Source organism: Kitasatospora sp. NPDC088742 (genome assembly GCF_055584905.1).
In genome coordinates this window covers 32,227-50,060 of sequence record NZ_JBVJLD010000056.1, presented here as the reverse complement: position 1 = coordinate 50,060, position 17,834 = coordinate 32,227, and the positions used below count along the sequence as shown (strand labels likewise).

General features: G+C 73.4%; 15 protein-coding genes. 2 read left to right on the top strand and 13 right to left on the bottom strand.

All coding sequences use genetic code 11. The features are described 5' to 3' along the window. Positions 1-90: 90 nt before the first annotated feature. The 12 genes from ACZ6ZR_RS32705 to ACZ6ZR_RS32650 all read right to left on the bottom strand — a co-directional run bounded on the left by ACZ6ZR_RS32705 (position 91) and on the right by ACZ6ZR_RS32650 (position 12,985). A complete protein-coding gene (locus ACZ6ZR_RS32705) occupies positions 91-1,035 on the bottom strand; it encodes a transketolase family protein (RefSeq protein WP_465648609.1) in 945 nt (314 codons plus the stop codon). Continuing rightward, complete coding sequence (locus tag ACZ6ZR_RS32700) at positions 1,032-1,850, bottom strand: transketolase (RefSeq protein WP_465648607.1); 819 nt, start codon at positions 1,848-1,850, stop codon at positions 1,032-1,034. The genes ACZ6ZR_RS32705 and ACZ6ZR_RS32700 overlap by 4 nt, the downstream gene beginning before the upstream one ends. Then, complete coding sequence (locus ACZ6ZR_RS32695; protein WP_465648605.1) at positions 1,847-3,709, bottom strand: M20/M25/M40 family metallo-hydrolase; 1,863 nt, start codon at positions 3,707-3,709, stop codon at positions 1,847-1,849. The genes ACZ6ZR_RS32700 and ACZ6ZR_RS32695 overlap by 4 nt, the downstream gene beginning before the upstream one ends. Further along, a complete protein-coding gene (argC, locus tag ACZ6ZR_RS32690; RefSeq protein ID WP_465648603.1) occupies positions 3,706-4,758 on the bottom strand; it encodes an N-acetyl-gamma-glutamyl-phosphate reductase in 1,053 nt (350 codons plus the stop codon). Before argC ends, ACZ6ZR_RS32695 begins: the two co-directional genes overlap by 4 nt. Then, positions 4,751-6,070, bottom strand: a complete 1,320-nt coding sequence (locus tag ACZ6ZR_RS32685) for an aminotransferase class I/II-fold pyridoxal phosphate-dependent enzyme (RefSeq protein ID WP_465648601.1) — start codon at positions 6,068-6,070, stop codon at positions 4,751-4,753. The genes argC and ACZ6ZR_RS32685 overlap by 8 nt, the downstream gene beginning before the upstream one ends. Then, entirely contained in the window at positions 6,067-6,711 is a 645-nt protein-coding gene (locus tag ACZ6ZR_RS32680; RefSeq protein ID WP_465648600.1) for a PLP-dependent aminotransferase family protein, read from the bottom strand. The genes ACZ6ZR_RS32685 and ACZ6ZR_RS32680 overlap by 4 nt, the downstream gene beginning before the upstream one ends. Before the next feature lie 73 nt (positions 6,712-6,784). After that, positions 6,785-7,648, bottom strand: a complete 864-nt coding sequence (locus ACZ6ZR_RS32675; protein ID WP_465648598.1) for a RimK family alpha-L-glutamate ligase — start codon at positions 7,646-7,648, stop codon at positions 6,785-6,787. Further along, the gene (locus tag ACZ6ZR_RS32670) at positions 7,645-7,833 is read right to left on the bottom strand and encodes a lysine biosynthesis protein LysW (RefSeq protein ID WP_345288908.1); all 189 of its coding nucleotides are present in this window, start codon (positions 7,831-7,833) and stop codon (positions 7,645-7,647) included. Before ACZ6ZR_RS32670 ends, ACZ6ZR_RS32675 begins: the two co-directional genes overlap by 4 nt. 108 nt (positions 7,834-7,941) lie before the next feature. Further along, positions 7,942-9,267 carry an ATP-grasp domain-containing protein gene (locus ACZ6ZR_RS32665; RefSeq protein ID WP_465648596.1) on the bottom strand — a complete coding sequence of 442 codons (1,326 nt, stop codon included), beginning with the start codon at positions 9,265-9,267 and terminating at the stop codon, positions 7,942-7,944. Between the two features lie 97 nt (positions 9,268-9,364). Then, positions 9,365-10,678 (bottom strand): MFS transporter, encoded by a 1,314-nt coding sequence (locus ACZ6ZR_RS32660; protein ID WP_465648594.1) that lies wholly within the window; start codon positions 10,676-10,678, stop codon positions 9,365-9,367. A 60-nt stretch (positions 10,679-10,738) separates the two neighbouring features. Continuing rightward, a complete protein-coding gene (locus ACZ6ZR_RS32655) occupies positions 10,739-11,929 on the bottom strand; it encodes a GNAT family N-acetyltransferase (protein ID WP_465648592.1) in 1,191 nt (396 codons plus the stop codon). A gap of 57 nt (positions 11,930-11,986) precedes the next feature. Next, positions 11,987-12,985 (bottom strand): aspartyl/asparaginyl beta-hydroxylase domain-containing protein, encoded by a 999-nt coding sequence (locus tag ACZ6ZR_RS32650; protein WP_465648591.1) that lies wholly within the window; start codon positions 12,983-12,985, stop codon positions 11,987-11,989. A 492-nt stretch (positions 12,986-13,477) separates the two neighbouring features. On the opposite strand from ACZ6ZR_RS32650, the gene ACZ6ZR_RS32645 reads away from it, so the two are divergent. Continuing rightward, a complete protein-coding gene (locus ACZ6ZR_RS32645) occupies positions 13,478-14,569 on the top strand; it encodes a helix-turn-helix transcriptional regulator (protein WP_465648589.1) in 1,092 nt (363 codons plus the stop codon). 141 nt (positions 14,570-14,710) lie between these two features. Here ACZ6ZR_RS32645 and thiC read toward each other — a convergent pair whose 3' ends face one another. Then, positions 14,711-16,534, bottom strand: coding sequence for a phosphomethylpyrimidine synthase ThiC (thiC, locus tag ACZ6ZR_RS32640; RefSeq protein ID WP_465648588.1), 1,824 nt, complete (start codon positions 16,532-16,534; stop codon positions 14,711-14,713). Between the two features lie 383 nt (positions 16,535-16,917). Between thiC and ACZ6ZR_RS32635 the strand changes: the two genes are divergently transcribed. Further along, positions 16,918-17,796: an LPXTG cell wall anchor domain-containing protein gene (locus ACZ6ZR_RS32635; RefSeq protein ID WP_465648587.1), complete on the top strand. Its 879-nt coding sequence runs from the start codon at positions 16,918-16,920 to the stop codon at positions 17,794-17,796. Positions 17,797-17,834: the final 38 nt, after the last annotated feature.

The window sequence follows — 17,834 nt, the reverse complement described above, 5'->3', positions numbered from 1 at the left end:
TCCTCATGTGCGCTGTAGTGGTGAAGTCTCCTGCCCTGTCGGCAGGTTGGCCGGTCCGTCGGTCAGGCCAGCAGGCCGGCCCGCTCGGGCTCAGTCGTGGGCGGCGGCCTCGGCGGCGGCCAGCACGGCCGGCAGGTCGAGGCCGAGTTCGGCCAGCACGTGGTCGTGGTCACCGCCGTGCGACGGCCAGCCCTGGCCCGCGTTGACGCCGTGCACGGTGGCCTGCCGGAGCAGCAGGGCCAGCGCCGAGGCCACCCCGCCGGCCGCCCGGTGCTCCTCGACCACCACGAACCGCCGGTACCGTCCGGCCAGTTGGGCGGCGGCCTCGGTGAGGTGACCGTGGTCCAGGTAGCAGAGGTGGGCGTGCGCCAGCTCCGGCCGCTCCCGGTGGGCGGCCAGGCTGAGCTCGGTGCCGACCTCGCCGACCGAGACCAGGCAGACCTCGGCGCCCTCCGGCGTGGCGTCCCAGCGCAGCGCGCCCAACTCATCGCCGTCCCGGTGCAGTCCGACCGGGTTGGCGCTGCGGCCGGTGCGGATCCAGTGCGGCCGCCCGGAGGCGGCGGCGGCCCGGATCACCGCCCGCATCTCGGCCTCCCCGTACGGCGCGGCGATGACCACGCCGGGGACGGCGCCGAGCACCGCGAGGTCCTCCAGGCAGTGGTGGGTGGTGCCGAACCAGGCACCCGAGACCCCCGCGTACGGGGCCACCACGCTGATGCCGGCGCCCAGGTAGCCGAGCGCCAGCTTGAGGCTCTCGGCGGCCCGCAGCGCGGCGAACGGCGCGAAGGTGGAGACGAACGGGCGGAATCCGGCCAGCGCCAGCCCGGCCGCCATGTCGATCATCGCACCCTCGGCGATCCCGACATTGAAGAACCGGTCGGGGTGCTCCTCGGCGAACGGGTGCTTGCGCCCGCCGAGATCGGCCTCCAGGCAGAGGATCCTCGGATCGGTCCTGGCCAGTACGGTGAGCTCGGCCCGGTAGGCGTCCCGGCCCGACAACACCGTCGGCTCTTCGAGGAGTTGACTGGCAGTCATCGGACGAACCGCTTCCACTTGGCCGCCCGGGCGGCGTCGACGCTGACGTAGTGCGAGGCCGCCTTGCCCTCCAGGGCAGGGACGCCCTTGGCCTTGACGGTGGCGGCGACCACCGCCAGCGGCGGGCCGTCGGGGTCACGGTCCGGGGCGAGCAGCGTGTGCAGCGCGCCCAGGTCGTGGCCGTCCACCTCGGCGGTCTCGAAGCCGAAGGTGGCGAACCGCGCGGCGAGGTTCGGCAGCGGCGAGATGTCCGCCACCAGCCCGTCGTTCTGGCCGCCGTTGCGGTCCACCAACACCACCAGCCGGCCCAGTCGTCGGGCCGCCGCGACCTGGCAGCTCTCCCAGACCAGCCCCTCCTGGAGCTCGCCGTCCCCGAGCACCGCGAAGGTCAGCCCCGGACGGCCCGAGAGCCGCAGGCCGAGCGCCCAGCCGGCCGCGTACGGCAGCCCGTGGCCCAGGCTGCCGGTGGGGAACAGCACGCCGGGGACGGCGTGGTTGGGGTGTCCGGTGTAGTGGTGGGCCGGGTCGGCGTAGAGCGGGGCCGGGTTCTCCTCCAGGATGCCGCTGACGTGCAGGGCGGCGTAGAAGCCGGCCGCCGCGTGGCCCTTGCTGAGCACCACGTGGCCGCCCTCGTCCTGCCCGGCCCGGTGCAGCGCGGCGATCAGGAGGTCGGTGGCCGAGAGGCTGCCGCCGAGGTGGCAGCCCCGGGGGGTGGCGGCCATGTCGATGACCAGCTTCCTGGCCTCCCGGGCCCGGTCGGCCAGAACGGCCACTGTCCGTTCGGCGTCGGTGAGTTCGGCCTGCAGCACACTCATGACGACACCTCCGCCCGGGCCGGGGCCGCCGCGAACCACTCGGCCACCGCTCCGGCCAGCACCGTCCGCGCGGTCCGGTACTCCTCGGCCGTCACGTGCTCGCGGTCGGTGTGGTCCAGCGCCGCGTCGCCGCCGCCGTAGGCGACCATCGGCACGCCGTGCCAGCCGGTGGCCAGGGTGTTCATGTCCGAAGTCCCCTTCTTCACCAGGTACCTGGGCCGGATGCCGGCCTTGGCGAAGGCCCGGGCGAAGGCCTTGGCCGGCGTGCTGGTCCGGCCGCCGCTGTGGCCGGGGGTGGCCCGCAGCTCGGTCACCTCCACGCCGTCGCCGGCCTGGTCCGCCGCCGCCTTCCGCACCGCCGCCAGATCGGCGCCCGGCGGTACCCGGAAGTTCAGTACGGCGGTGGCCCGTTGGACCTCCCGCTCGGTGCCGGAGCCGAGCGAGATCAGCGCGTCCAGGGCCTCCGGGGCCTCCTTGAGCACCGCGGCCCGGATCCGCTCCAGCGCGCCGAGCAGCGCGTCCGGCGCGGAGAGCGCGTGGTAGCCGGCCGAGTGGCCGCTGAGCACCGTCGCGGTGATCCGCAGCTTGAACAGGCCGAAGTACCCGAGGGTGAGCGCCCCGGAGCCGCTCGGCTCGCCGACCACCACGGCCTCGGCCGGGTAGTGGTCGCGAGCGTGGAAGGCACCGCGCGAGGAGGAGATCTCCTCCTCCACCGCACCGACCACCAACAGCTGGGCGCCGTCCGGCACTTCGGCCTCGGCCGCGACCTCCAGGAAGGCGGCCAGCGCGGCCTTGGCGTCCACGCTGCCGCGGCCGTGCAGGGTCTCGCCCTCCCAGCGGACCGGCCAGTGGTGCGGCACGGTGTCCAGGTGGCCGAGCAGCAGCAGTCGGCGCGGGCCGGCTCCCTTGGCCGCGACCAGGTTCCCGGCCTCGTCGATCCGGGCGGTCAGACCGTGCTCGGCGGCCCACTCGGCCAGGTACTCGGCCAGCTCCCGCTCGTCCTCGGAGACGGACGGGACCTGCACCGCGCGGCTCAGCAGTTCGAGGTCGGGCGCGGGGGCCGGGGCCCGCCAGAACCTGGTCCGCCCGGCCGGACGGGCCAGCGCGTGCGGGCCGGTGATCGCCACGTCCGCGCCGCCGCCGGCCAGCGCCAGCTCGGCCGCCCGGACCTTCTGCCTCATCCGGCCGCCCGCGTACCGCCCGGCCTCGCCCGGGTGGGCGTGGCGCAGGGTGGCCGACGGGTCGGCCGGGTCGGTGAGCAGCCCGGCGGTGCCGGTGACCAGCCGCAGGTGGTCGGCGCCGATGGCGTTGGCCAGCTCGGCGGCCAGCACGTCGGCGTCCACGTTGAGCGCGGCGCCGCCGTCCAGGTCGAGCACCGGCGGGCTGACGCAGACCACGTCGTAGGCGTCCAGCAGCACGCTCAGCCGCGCCCCGTCCACCGCCGCCACCACCCCGGCCCGGTGGTCCCTGACGACCCGTGACCTGCCGTCCACCGACACCTTCAGCGGCCGGTTCGCCTTGCCCGAGACCAGCCCGGTCCGCGCCGCCACGCCCGTGAAGACGGTCAGCCCGTGCGCCGTCAGCCCCTGCGCCACCAGCGGCAGGGTCAGCTCCTCGTAGGCCGCCACCACGTGCGGCACCTCGTCGGGCGGCAGGTAGCGGACCTTGTCGCCGTTGGCCAGCTCCAGCCAGCGGATGGCCCGGCCGGTCGCCCCGTAGTGCCGCTCGATCCCGGCCGCGCCGCCGGAGACCAGCAGGACCCGGGCGCCCCGGCGGGACAGCTCGGCCACCTCGGCGAAGACCTCCGGGTGGTCCAGCGTGCTGCTGCCGAGCTTCACCACGTACAGCGGCCGGGTCACGGGGCCACCGCCGTGAACGGCAGGCCGGTCGCCTCGGGCAGACCGTGCAGCCGGTTGAAGGCCTGTACGGCCTGACCGGCCGCGCCCTTGAGGAGGTTGTCCAGGGCGGCCACCGTGACCACCCGGGTGCCGCGCACCGCGACAGCCACCTCGGCCACGTTGGAGCCGACCACCGACTTGAGCATCGGGAAGTCCTGCGGTGACTTGGGAGCGGGGCGGAACCGGACGAACGGCGTGCCGCCGTACGCCGCCGCGTAGGCCCGGCGGACCTCGAGCGATCCGGCGCCCTCGCGGAGCCGGCTGTAGGCGGTGGCCACGATGCCGCGTGCGGTGTCCAGGCTGTAGGTGGAGAACTGGAGGTCGGGGACGGCACCGGCGTGGTCGGCCAGCGCCTGCGCCACCTCGGGGCCGTGCCGGTGCCCGAAGGGCTTGTGCACCCGGAAGTTTCCGCTGCGCTCGGCCGGGTGCTCGGAGATCCTGCGGCCGGAGCCGGTGGAGCCGGTCTTCACGTCCACCACCACGTCGTCCTCGATCAGCCCGGCCGCCAGCAGCGGCTGGAGGGCGTAGAGGGTGGTGGCGGCCATGCAGCCGGGCAGGTTGACGAAGCGTCCGGTCGGCAGCTCGCCGAACTCCGGGACGTAGTAGGCGAACGGCTCGGTCCACTGGGCCGAGGCCGGGTAGTGAGCGGCGGCCTGCTTCGGGTCGCGCAGCCGGAAGTCCCCGGCCAGGTTCAGCACGCGCTGGGCCCGCTCGGCCACCAGGCCCATCCGGCCCGGGAGTTCGCCGCCGGGCAGGCAGCCGAAGGCGACGTCCACCTCGGGCAGCTCGTCCAGCGGACGGTACGTCAGCTTGGCGGCGGCCGGGTGGTTGCGCAGCCAGGGCAGCACCGAGCCGACGGTCTTGCCGGCCGAGCGCTCGGAGGAGACGAAGACCAGCTCGGCCGCGGGGTGGTCGAGCAGCAGCCGGATCAGCTCGGAGCCGGTGTACCCGGTGGCGCCGAGCACGGCGACGGTGAACCGTCGCTCCTGGGAGGCAAGTCGCTCAGCCAAGGCGGGCCGCCTTCTGCTGCGGGCGGAGGTGCTCCTGCTCGGTGGCGAGCTTGCGGATGGCGTCCGGGCGGCGGGCCACCTTGCGGAAGGCGTCCGCGTAGCGCAGTGCGCGCTCGTACTCGACCGGGGAGCGCAGCTCGCGGCAGAGCACCAGCGTGCTCTCCAGCATCGCCACCACGTTCGGGAAGTCCTCCGGGCGGTGGTCCCGGACGGCGCCGGGGTTGAGGGTGAACGGGTACCCGTTGCCGAAGCCGTCCCGCTGCCGGAACGGCAGGTGGCAGGGGATCGGGGTGTTCTGCCACTCGCGGGCGGGCACGCCCTCGGCCACCAGCAGGCGGTGCACCGCCTCCTTCACCGCGTGCACCGGCAGGTCGTCCAGGCCGACGCCCTCGGGGGTGAGGGTGACCCGGTACATGTTGTAGGCGTGGGTGCTGCCCTCGGGCACGTGCGGGGCGCGGAACAGCCCGGTCCCCTCCAGCGCCTCGCCGAGCAGCTTGGCGTTCCGGGCCCGGACGGCGTCGTAGTACGGCAGCCGACGCAGCTGGCTGCTGCCGAAGGCGGCGGCGATCCAGGACATCCGGTAGTCGATGCCGTGCCGCTCCAGGTAGTCCACGGCCCGCTGGTGGGCCTCGTCGGTGGCGAAGAAGGCGATGCCGCCCTCGCCGCCGAGCGGGAAGTTCTTGTCGGCCATCAGGCTCTGGCCGGCCGCGTCGCCGATCGATCCGGCCACCCGGCCGTGCTGGGTGGCGGAGTGGGCGTGCGAGGCGTCCTCCACCAGGGCCAGGCCGTGCCGGTCGGCCAGGGCGCGCAGCGCCGGCAGGTCGGCCGGCAGGCCGTGCACGTGGACCGGCATCAGGGCCCTGGTCCGCTCCGTGACCAGGGCCGCGGCGGCGGCCGGGTCCAGGCAGTAGGTGACCGGGTCGATGTCGGCGAAGACCGGGACCGCCCCGGCCGCCACCACCGCCTGGGCAGTGGCGATGAAGGTGAAGGCCGGCACGATCACCTCGTCGCCGGGCCGCACCCCGGCACCGACCAGCGCCAGGTGCAGGCTGGAGGTGCCGCTGGCGGTGGGCAGCGCCCGGTGCGCGCCGACGTACTCCCGGTACGCCTCGGTGAAGTCGTCGACGGCCTTCTGCGGATCGCCGCGCTGGGCGAGCAGCATCCCGAACACGTCCTCCTTGGTGATGACCGGGAAGATCGTCCGGCGCAGCTCCTTGGCGATGATCGGGTCACCGCCGAACTCGGCCAGCTGGGCGTCGAGTTCGGCCGGGTCGGGGAGCGGGAGCGGGGCGGCGGGGAAGTCGGTGATCACGTCGTTGCTCCTGACGTGGCCGGGACGGCGGTCGCGGCCTGGAGGAGGGCCAGCCGGGCGCAGGCGGCCACCAGCGGGCTGAGGCGGTAGTTGAACTGGACGCCGGGGACGAGCTCGGTGCTCTCCTCCTCCTGGGTCCACATGGTGCGCAGGTCGAAGGCACCGAAGATCTTGAGCCGCTCGGCCCGGGCCCAGAGCCGCGGGTCGTCGGTCAGCACGGCCGCGGCCGGGCCGAAGCCGAGACCGGTGAGGTCGACCACCAGGGCGGGAGCCGCGGCGGCCGGGCCGGTGCGGGCCGACTCGCCCAGCCGGTGGGCGTTGTGGCCGTCCAGCGAGATCTCCACGAAGGACGGGATCTCGCCGTCCTCCCGCACGGTGACGCCCAGCCAGGAGACGAAGGCGGCGGTCGGTCCGTCCAGGCCTGGCAGCACGGCGGTGTCGCCGTACCCGATCTCCTGGCCGGTCAGCGCGGCGTGCACGGCGGCGGTCCTGGTGTTCACCAGGACCGCCTTCCGGCGGCCGGTGATCTTGGTCAACTGCCGTTCCAGACCCGGCAGTTCCCGGTCACTCTTCTCGATGCTCATCACGGTCCCCGAGGTCAGCACCCGGGTCAGGACGACCGCCGTGTCGAACAGTTCCATCGAACCCTCTTCGTCGGTGTGGCAAGGGAGTCGGCCGCTCCGGCCGGCCCCGCCCGGTGGCGGGGCCGACCGGTCAGCCGAGCAGGGACGCGGCGAGGTGGTCGGCCAGCCGGCCGGCCACGTCCACGCCGTGCCGGGCCGAGGACTTGGCGAACTCGGGGTTGGCGTTGACCTCCAGCACGGCGGTCTCACCGGTCTCCCGGTCCTCGATCAGGTCGACCCCGTAGAACCCCTCGCCGAGCTGGTCCACCACGGCCAGGCAGAGCTTGGCCATCTCCTCGGTCAGCTCGGCCCGTTCTACCTGGGCGCCGAGGTGGGTGTTGGTCCGCCAGTCCTCGGAGACCCGGCGGAAGGCGACCACCGGCTCGCGGCCGACGACCACCACCCGCAGGTCGTGGCCCGGCTTCTCCACGTACTGCTGGACCAGCACCGGGAAGAGCTTCCCGGCCGCGTCCACCGACTCGCGGGCCCCGGTCCAGACGTCCAGGCACTCCTCGTCCACCAGCCGGACCACGCCCCGGCCCCAGGAGCCGCTCACCGGCTTGACCACCGAGGGCCAGCCCAGCTCCTCGACCGCCTCCCGGACCTGGTCATGGGTGAAGGCGTGCAGCGAGCGCGGGTGCGGGATGCCGTGCCGGGCCAGCAGCAGGGCCTGCAGGCCCTTGTCGTTGCAGACCTCGATGGCGGCGGCCGAGTTGAAGGTGGGCACCCCGGCCTGCTCCAGCCGGCGAGCGGTGCCGATCGCCTCCCGGTGCGAGAGGTTGCGCAGCACCGCCAGCCGGGGCGCCGCCTCCCGGCCGGACAGCACGCCCGCCAGGTCCGGCGGGAGCACGGTGCGCACGGTCAGGCCGCGGGCCCGCAGGGCGTCCAGCAGCAGCCGCTCCTCCGGCCGCAGCATGGTGAGCGAGAGCAGGACGTCGGCCGCCTCCCGGCTCACTCGCCCCAGTCCTCTTCGACCTCGGGGGCCAGCTCGACCTTCACGGTGGCGTCGGTCTTCTCGACCACTTCGTGCTCCTGGCCGCAGGCCCCGCACTCCAGGATCTCGCCGACCTCCCAGCCGGGCTGGACCTCGATCGGGCTGTCACAGACCAGGCAGGCGGGGGCGGTTGTGGTTGCGGACATGGTTCCTCTCCTCTGCGTTCGTCGGGTACTGGTTCGTCGGGTACTGGTTCGTCGGGTACTGGTTCGCCGGGTACTGACGGTTCGGGCGGCTCGGGTGCTGACGGGGGCTCAGCCGGCCGGTGCCGGGTCGACCACGACCCGGACCCGCTCGGCGAAGGTCTTGGTGGCCTGGCCGATCGGCTCGCCCAGCGGGGCGTCCAGGATCAGCGAGGCGGAGCGGTGGCCGGAGTCCACCTGCGGGCCGAGCAGGTCGCCGGGGCGGCGGCCGGTCAGCACCGCGTGCAGCGCGGCCGGGGCCTCGGCGGCGAGCGGGGCGAAGGACGGCCAGCGGTCGTCCCGGGCGGTCCAGTACACCTCGGCGCCCTCGGCCGTGACGTCCGCCAGCATGCCGTGCCCGTGCTCCAGGAAGTGCTGCCGGGCCCGCCGCCGGGGCTGCGGGTAGGAGGCCGGGACGCCGAGCGCCAGGTCGAGCATCACCGGCTCGACACCCTGGCCGGTGGCCAGCTCCCAGAGGAAGGTGATGCCGTCCCCGGGCAGCCGGGCGGCCACCTCCATCAGCACCACGCCGCGCTCGGTGTACCGGTACTCGGCGTGCGTGATGCCGTCCCGCAGGCCGACCAGCCGGAGCACCTCGCGGTTGGCCGTGACCAGCGCCTCCCGGGCCTCCTCGTCCAGCTCGGCCGGGGAGGTGTGCTCGACCTCGGTGAAGTAGCGGCCGCCGGCCTCGTTGCTCTCCTTCCCGGTGACGCCGGACCAGATCACCTCGCCGCCCTGCACCAGCGCCTCGACGGAGTACTCGGGGCCGCTGACCCGGGCCTCCACCAGTGCGGTCTCGTGTCCGGCCAACGCCCCCAGCGCCTCGGTCAGTTCGGCCTGGGTGTGCACCATCCGCACCCCCGAGCTGTAGAACCGGCCGGCCGGCTTGACCACCACCGGGAACTCCCCGGCCGGCAGTGCGAAGGTGGCCCGGTCCTCGGCCGGGACGGTCCGCCAGGCCGGTGCGTGGGCCGGGGCGGCGATCCGCTGGAGCAGCTTGTCCCGGCAGATCAGCGCGGCCGCCGAGCCGGTGCCGGGCAGGCCGAGCGCGTCGGCCAGCACGCCGACCGGCTCGACGAAGACCTCGCCGACCGAGATCACCCCGCGCACCCGGTAGCGGTGCAGCAGCGGCGCCACCGCCGGGGCCACGGTGGACGGCTTGGCGTCGGCCACCCGCACCACCTCGGCCAGCCCGGCCAGCGGACTGGCCGGATCGGCCCGCAGCTCGGCCAGCCGGTCCTGGTCGGTGTCCGGGCTGACCACCGCGATCGGTGCCAGGCCGCGCCGGACGGCGTCGGTGATCAGGCGGCCCTGACGGGCCAGCACCACCAGGTCGCCCATCAGCAGCAGGGCGTCGGGAAGGCTCTCGGGCGGTTCGGTCCGGTGGTCGGAAGGCATGATGATTCGTCACTCCGTGGGTCAGGGGGGCCGGTGCGGGTGGGGTCCGCGGCCGGCCTCGGAACGGGTGCGCGGGTACGGGTGCTGGTACGGGTCGTCAGGCGGTGGCCGGGACGGCGTCCCGGGCGGAGGCCGGGTCCTCGTGCCGGCCGCCCTCGCCGTCCGAGCCGGAGCGGATCAGGGTGACCGCGAAGACCAGCCAGCCGAGCAGCAGGGCCACCGCCGCCACCAGCAGGGCCGGCCGTAGGCCGAGCCAGCTGCCGGCCGCGCCGCCGAGGGCGGCGCCGATGCCGATGGTGCCGAAGGCCACGAAGCGGTTGGTGGCGGAGGCCGGGGCCAGCAGCTCCTCGGTGGTGGTGCGCTGACGGGCCGTCAGGCTGAAGATGTTGAAGACGGTCAGGCCGAAGCCGTAGACCACGAAGGAGGCGGTGCAGAGCGCGGCGGTCAGCCAGACCGGGCCGGAGACCAGCGGGAAGACCAGCGGTCCGGCCGAGGCCAGGCCGATCCCGGCGATCAGGGTGCGGGCCGCGCCGAGCCCGCGACCGATCCGGGCGGCGGCCATCGAGCCGAGCACCGAGCCCGCCCCGCCGATGATCATCGTGACCCCGAGCAGGCCGGGGGAGAAGTCCAACTCCTTGACGGCGTAGACCAGGTAGAGGGTGAGCACGGCCTGCTCGAACAGGTTGAACCAGGCCGCCTGAAGAGTGAGCCGGCGCAGCAGCGGCACCCGCCAGGAGAACGCCAGGCCCTCCCGGACGAGCCGGACGATCCCGGCCCGGGGAGCCGCGGCCCCCGCCGGGACGGCCGGGGCCGCCCGGTGCCGGATCAACGTGAAGGAGAGCACCGCCAGCAGGTAGGCCGCCACCCCGAGGGAGAGGGAGAGCGAGCCGCCGAGCGCGCCCAGCAGGATGCCGCCCACCCCGGGCGCCGCCACGGTGGCCAGCGCGTAGGTGGTCTCCAACCGGCTGTTGGCCACCACCAGCCGCTCGCCGTCCACCAGCGCCGGGGCGTAGGCGAGGGCGCAGACGTCGGCGAAGCAGGTGATCGCGCCGATCGCGAAGACCACCGCGTAGAGCAGCCGGATGTCGAGGCCGCCGAGCGCGGTGACCAGCGGGACGAGGGCCAGCAGCACCGCGTTGGCGGTGTGCGCGGCGATCAGCACCGGGCGGTGCGGACGGCCGCTCAGCCAGGCCCCGGCGAACAGCGTGAACACCAGCAGCGGCAGGAACTGCGCCGCGTTCAGGAGGCCGACCTCGGTCGGGCCGGCGTCCAGGGCGACCACGGCCACCAGCGGGATCAGCAGAGTGATGCCCTTGCCCGCCAGATTGGCCAGCGCCTGGCCGAGCCAGAACCGGCCGAAGTCCGGCGAGATGACCAACGCCTGGGTGCGGCGCGGAAGTTCGGAGGGCATGACGATCCCATCGGGCGAGTCCGGTGACGGAGGTGAAGGGGGTGAAGGGGTGGGTGCAGGTCAGCAGAACGGGGCGAAGCTCTCGCCGACCACCGCCTTGGCGACCGCCCCGGAGGCCCCGGTGAGCTTGGCCAGCTCGGCCGCGTTGTGCGCCCGGAACGTCGCGTCGTGCGCGGCCAGCGGGCTGTCCCCGGCCAGGTCGAGCAGCCAGAGCGGCCGCAGCTCGGCGCCGCGCAGGGCCTTGGCGTCGGCCGCCTCGATCCCGGCGTGCACCCAGCGGCAGCCGGCCTCCGCCGCGGCCCGGATCGGCGCGTAGTAGACGGTGTTGAAGTACTCGCAGGCGTCCTGGAGCCGCTCGTAGTCGAAGCCGGCCGCCCGCAGGTAGGTGGTGTCGCCCCAGACGTAGTAGAGGCAGAAGCCGACCGGCGGTTCGCCCTCCCGGCCGCAGAACGCCACCCGGGCGGCGTCGCCCATCGCGGCCGCCTGCCGGCGGAACGACTCGGTGAGCACCTCCGGATCGGCGCCGTGCCCGTACCGGGCCTGGGTGCCGACCAGCAGCTCGGCCGCCACCCGGGCGGACTCGCCCAGGGTGGACTCGGTGATCCGGTAGCCCGCCTCCTCGAAGCGCTTGACGTCCCGTCGGACCATGTCGATCCGGCGCTTGGACGGCAGGCCGGTCAGCCACTCCGTCCAACCGCCCTCGGGGATCGGGATCCAGGCGTCCGCCGCCAGCAGCAGCGGCGGTCCGGCGGCCCCTGCGGCCCGCAGCGCCAGCACGTCCTCGGTGGTCAGGAAGAGGCCGAAGGCCGGCACCGGCCGGTCCCCGGCGGCGGAGGGCAGCAGGTCCGATCCGGCCAGCTCCGACCGGAGCTTCTGGACCTGCTCGAACAGCGCCGCGGCGGCCCGCTCCCGCCCGAGGCCGGGGGAGGCCAGCAGGTGGGTCTGGTAGCCGCGGCGCTGGCCGAGCAGCAGGCCGGCCGCCCCGCCGCCGGAGAGTCCGAGCGGCTCGAGGTGGGACTCCCACTGGTAGAAGGAGTTGGGCTCGTGCTCGACGGCGGTGACCGGCACCGCCGCGGTGCCCTCCTCCCCCACGGCCACGTGCAGCCTGCCGGTGGTGGTGGTCCCGCCGATGTCGGTCGCACAGAACCGGAGCCAGTCCGCGGAGGAGTAGAGCCGGTCGGCGGCCAGGGTGTTCCAGTCGTCAGCGGGGAGTCCGCCCCGGAAGTCGGCGAAGGCCGAGGTGAGTGTCATACCGGTGGGGTCCTGTCTCTGAGAGCGGCCGGTGGCCCAGCCGTGCGTGACGGCGGGTCAGCCGCGCCGGGCAGCCAACTCGGCCTGCTGCACCTCGGCGCCCTTGCGGGTGCGCAGCACCACCCGCGGGGTGTCGCCGTCCGGGACGACCTGCACGGTGCGCTCCTCGGTCCAGCCCGCGAAGCGGAACTCCAGGCCGTCCAGGTGCACCAGCCGGAACTCCGGCTTGCCCGCCAGGGTCAGCACGAGGTGCTCGCCGTCCCGCTCGACGGCGGCCGCCAGCTGCTCCTGCGGGCGCAGGAACTCGCCTTCCTCCTCCTCCCAGTTGGCGAACGAGGCGGGCAGCTCGAAGCTGACCAGCGCGGCCTCGGACTCGGCCTCGGTGAGCGGCTTGCGACCCCGGTCGAAGACGATGTCGACCGGGTCGACCGCGTCCCGCACCGCGTCCGGGAAGAGCGCGAACAGCTCCTTGCTCGGCAGGGTGTCGATCACCAGGTGGACCCGGGTCTCGGTGCCGGAGTTCTCCACCTTGTGGGTGCGGCTGAAGTCGCCGAACCAGAAGGTGCCCGGCTGCCACTGCTGCAGCTCGCCCGCGATGTACATCCGGGCCTCGGAGTGGGTGATGATCGGGACGTGCACCCGGGCGGTGCCCCAGGCGACGCCGTACTTGTTGTCGTAGTGCTCGGCTGAGGCCGCCCCGGGGCCGAGCGCCATCAGCCGGGCGCTGCGGATCTCCGCCGGGATGGTCTCCAACACCTCGGCCAGGTAAGGGGCCTGGGCCAGCCAGTCGGTCGGGGCGAAGTCCACCAGCCCGGGGCCGCCCGGGTCGGTGCGGTCCGGGTCGCCGCCGGGGCTGCGCAGCGGCAGCACCCGCCAGTCGATCGGCGCCTCGCCGATCACGCCGTCGGCGCCGTAGGTGCGCTGCAGGCTCCAGGCCTGCCGACGCAGCTCCGCGACGTCGGCGGCCAGTCGGTCGACGTCGAATTCGAGCCCCAGCCGCGCCGCGGCCGGCAGACCTGCCACCACGTGCGGCTGGTCCTCTGTCACGTCGGTCATCTCGTGCTCTCTCCTCTTGCCGGACTCGGTGTACGGACGGTTCGGGCAGTCGAGCTGACGGACGGTCAGCCCCAGCCCGGGTCCCCGGGAAGGAGGGCGACGGTGCCCGCCGAGACGACGGCCAGGGCTGCGAGCCGCAGCAGGAAGTGACGGAATGGGCGCATGTTCTGCCTCGCTTTCGCCGGGTTGGGGAACGCTTGGAACATCAGCTTGGGCGAACCCCGGGCCGATCCGGGAGTCCTTCGGGGTCGCATGAACCTGAACTGCAGCAAGGTGAGGGGAGACCTCGGACACCACGCCCCGGACTACCTCAAGTCGGTAGCTTCTGCACGATTCGTCCACGGAGTATGAAAGCCGTGTTAAGGCTTCCCTTGGAGGTGACACAACTCCGGCCCTCTGGCAGATAGTTGCAACAACAAGCAGCTCGCCCACCCGCATGCGAACTGCCTCGACCAGCAGCCGAGTCGCCCCCCACCACACGAGGTTGACATCGTGATCTTGCCGATTGCCGGACCCGCCCGACTCCTGCCCTCGCTCAGCTCCGCCAGCGTGGTCGTCTACCGGCTGGCCCTGGAGACCGGCACCCTCACCCTCTCCGCGGCCGCCGAGGCCGCCGGGGTCACGGAGTCCGAGGCCGGCGCCCTGGTGGATGAGCTGGTGGCCATGCACCTGCTCCAGCCCCAGGCCGGCGGCTGGGCCGCGGTGAACCCCTCCACGGCCCTCACCAACCTGCTCGCGCCGGTCGAAATGGCCATCCTGCTACAGAAGTTGGACGTCACCCGGGTCCGCGAGGAGCTCACCGCGCTGCTCCCGGTGTACGAGGAGCACAGCACGGCACCCGAGCTGCCGACCACCTCGATCGAGGTGCTGGAGGACCTGGACGCGGTGCGCACCGCACTGGACGCCGCGAGCGCCCAGTGCCACCAGGAGATCCTGACCGCCCAACCCGGCGGCGGGCGCCAACGCGAGATGCTGGCCGAGGCCACCCCGCGCGCGCTCGCGATGCTCCAGCGCGGCCTGCGGATGCGGACGATCTACCAGCACACCGCCGCCTTCTCCGGGCCGACCAGGGACTACGTCCACGAGGTCACCCGCAAGGGCGCGGAGGTGCGGATCTTCGGGGAGGACTTCACCCGGATGATCATCTTCGACCGGAAGACGGCCTTCGTCGGCGACCGGGAGCACCCGGAACGGGCGCTGCTGATCCGCGAACCCACCCTGGTCCGGCTGCTCGCCGACGACTTCGAACGGGTCTGGCGCTGGAGCAATCCCTTCCTCACCCCGCACCGCCCGCCCCGGCCGGCCGACTCCGGCCTGAGCAGCGCCAAGCGCACCGTGCTCCGGCTGATGGCCGACGGCCTCAAGGACGAGGTGATCGCCCGCTCGCTCGGCATGTCGGTGCGCACCTGCCGCAAGCACATCGCCGAGATCATGCAGGAGCTCGACGCCACCAGCCGCTTCCAGGCCGGCTACCGCGCGCTCCAGCGCGGCCTGATCGACGACGGCCCGCTGAACGTCTCCCCGGACGGCTACCTGCTCCCCGACCCGTGCCGCCCGGTGCGCTACGAGAGCATCCCGGCCTGACGACCGCCGCCGCCCCGAGCGCCACCTCGGGCAAGGGCGCCTCGGCAGTCACCGGCTCCGCAGCTTCCCGGTCACATGCCGGAGCGCCGCCCCGGGGAGTCCCCTCCTCCCCCCGGAGCAGCGCGGCTCGGTGACGCCGCGTCAGTCGGCGAGCGGGAGGTAGACCCGGTTGCCGGCGGCGGCGAACTCCTCGGACTTGGCCTGCATGCCGGCCAGGGCCTCGGCGTCGAAGTCGGTGGCCACGGCGCTGGAGCCGTCGCCGTGCTCGGCGCGGATCTTCTGGGAGATCTTCATCGAGCAGAACTTCGGGCCGCACATGGAGCAGAAGTGCGCGGTCTTGGCCGGCTCGGCGGGCAGCGTCTCGTCGTGGAAGGCGCGGGCCGTCTCCGGGTCGAGGGCCAGGTCGAACTGGTCCTGCCAGCGGAACTCGAAGCGGGCGTCGGAGAGGGCGTCGTCCCAGGCCGAGGCGCCGGGGTGGCCCTTGGCCAGGTCGGCGGCGTGGGCGGCGATCTTGTAGGTGATCACGCCGGTCTTGACGTCGTCCCGGTTGGGCAGGCCCAGGTGCTCCTTGGGCGTGACGTAGCAGAGCATCGCGGTGCCCCACCAGGCGATCATCGCCGCGCCGATGCCCGAGGTGATGTGGTCGTACCCGGGGGCCACGTCCGTGGTGAGCGGGCCGAGGGTGTAGAACGGCGCCTCGTCGCAGATCTCCTTCTGGAGATCCATGTTCTCCTTGATCTTGTTCATCGCGACGTGGCCGGGGCCCTCGATCATCACCTGGACGTCCCGCTCACGGGCGATCCGGCCCAGCTCGCCGAGGGTCTGCAGCTCGGCGAACTGCGCCTCGTCGTTGGCGTCCGCGGTGGAGCCCGGCCGCAGGCCGTCACCCAGCGAGAAGGTGACGTCGTAGCGGGCCAGGATGTCGCAGAGCTCCTCGAAGTTGGTGTAGAGGAAGTTCTCCTTGTGGTGCGCCAGGCACCAGGCCGCCATGATCGAGCCGCCGCGCGAGACGATGCCGGTCTTCCGACGGGCCGTCAGGGGGACGTAGCGGAGCAGCACGCCGGCGTGCACCGTCATGTAGTCCACGCCCTGCTCGCACTGCTCGATGATGGTGTCCCGGTAGACCTCCCAGCTCAGCTCCTCGGCCTTGCCGTCCACCTTCTCCAGCGCCTGGTACAGCGGCACGGTGCCGATCGGCACCGGCGAGTTGCGCAGGATCCACTCGCGGGTGGTGTGGATGTTCCGCCCGGTGGAGAGGTCCATCACGGTGTCGGCGCCCCAGCGGGTGGCCCAGGTCATCTTCTCCACCTCCTCCTCGATCGAGGAGGTGACGGCGGAGTTGCCGATGTTGGCGTTGATCTTCACCAGGAAGTTGGTGCCGATGATCGACGGCTCCACCTCGGGGTGGTTCACGTTCAGCGGGATGACCGCGCGACCGCGGGCCACCTCGGAGCGGACGTACTCCGGGTCCATGCCCTCGCGCAGGGCCACGAACTCCATCTCCGGGGTGACGATCCCCCGCTTGGCGTAGGCGAGTTGGGTGACGGCGCCGTCGCGCCCGCGCAGCGGGCGGCGCGGGCGGCCGGGGAAGACCGCGTCCAGGTTGCGCAGGTTCCCGCCGCGCGGGGAGGTGTGCTTGATGCCGTCGTCCTCGGGGCGGGCCTCGCGGCCCTCGTACTCCTCGACGTCGCCGCGCTGGCGGATCCAGGAGTCGCGCAGCGCGGGCAGGCCCCGGCGCACGTCCGGCTGGTAGGCGGGGTCGGTGTACGGGCCCGAAGTGTCGTACAGCGGAACGGACTTGCCGTTGGTGAGGACGACCTCCTTGAACGGCACCCGCAGGTCGGGCCGGGAACCGTCACGGTAGGCCTTGCGCCAAGCCGGGGTCGGGTAGCCGGTGGTGGCGCTGCTGACGCCGCTCTCCACCTGGGCCGGGGCAGACTTCTGCTGTGCATCGAACGTGGTCATGAGACCTCTAACTCCCTACGCCGGCATTACCCGGTCAGGTTCCTGCGGTCGACGCAGCGGTCGGTACGCGGCTCGCACGTACCTTTCAGCGCCCTCTCAGCCCGGTGCTCCGAGCTCCCGTGTCCACAGGCGGTTTGCCTGCGACAAGACGTCCATCACCGTAGCGGTCAGGCTGCGGATGGTCCAGAGCAGACCTGACGGTCTGTTCGGCATGCGGACAGGTCAGGGCGGTCGCCCCGGTTCGCCGCCCGTCCTCCGTCACATCACCCCCCTCCGCACCACCCGCCTCAGGGCGGCGATAGGATCCGCGTCCTGCGAGGCCTGCCGCGCCCATGCGTGCTCGAAACAACGCCTCCGCACGGAACTATGGGGGATACCTCACCATGCGCTCCCACCGCATACTCGCGGCCTCGGCCGCCGCCATGCTGGTCCTCGGCCTCGGCGCCGGGACCGCTTCCGCCACCGCGGAGAGCAAGGACGCCTGCTACAACGGCGTCCACAGCCAGGAGCTGGACACCAAGGTCACCACGCCCCCGACCACCCTGACCAAGGGCGGCGCCGCGGTCGAGTCGACCGTGACCTTCCGCAACAACACCGGCCGCGAGGTCCAGGACTTCGACACGTCCTTCTACATCGGCTTCGCGGACGGCATGTGGCCGGCCGGTTCGTTCACCGTCCAGACCAAGGTGCCCGGTGAGGACTGGAAGACCCGCTCCTTCGGCACCGGCAACTCCGAGCACATCATCGACACCGGCAAGTACCAGCTCGCCAAGGACCAGAGCCTGACCGTCCAGTTCCGCCTGGCCGCCACCGCCACCGCGCCGGCCGGCGAGTACGGCGGCTCGGAGAGCGGCGGCGCCGGCACGATCGACGACGACACCGGCAAGTACCTGCCGGCGGAGGGCCACGCGACGGCCGCCCCGGAGGGCAAGGGCACCTGCACCCAGTTCGTGGGCTACGGCGACTTCAACTTCACCGTGGCCGACGCCAAGCCCGCGACCCCGACCGCGACCGCGAGCACCCCCGCGACCGCGAAGGCGACCCCGAGCGCCTCCGCCTCGGCGAGCAAGAAGGCCGTCGTCAACACCCGGCCGACCCAGAAGCCGACCGCGACCCCCTCCGCGACCAAGAAGGGCCCGGAGCTGGCCGCGACCGGCGGCGGCTCGTCGAGCATGCCGCTGGCGATCGGCGGCGGCGCCGCCGTGCTGCTCGGCGCCGGCGTCCTGGTGATGCTGCGCCGCCGCAGCGGCAAGCGCGCCTGACCCCCGGTCACACGGCGAACGGCCCGGCTCCCCGTGAG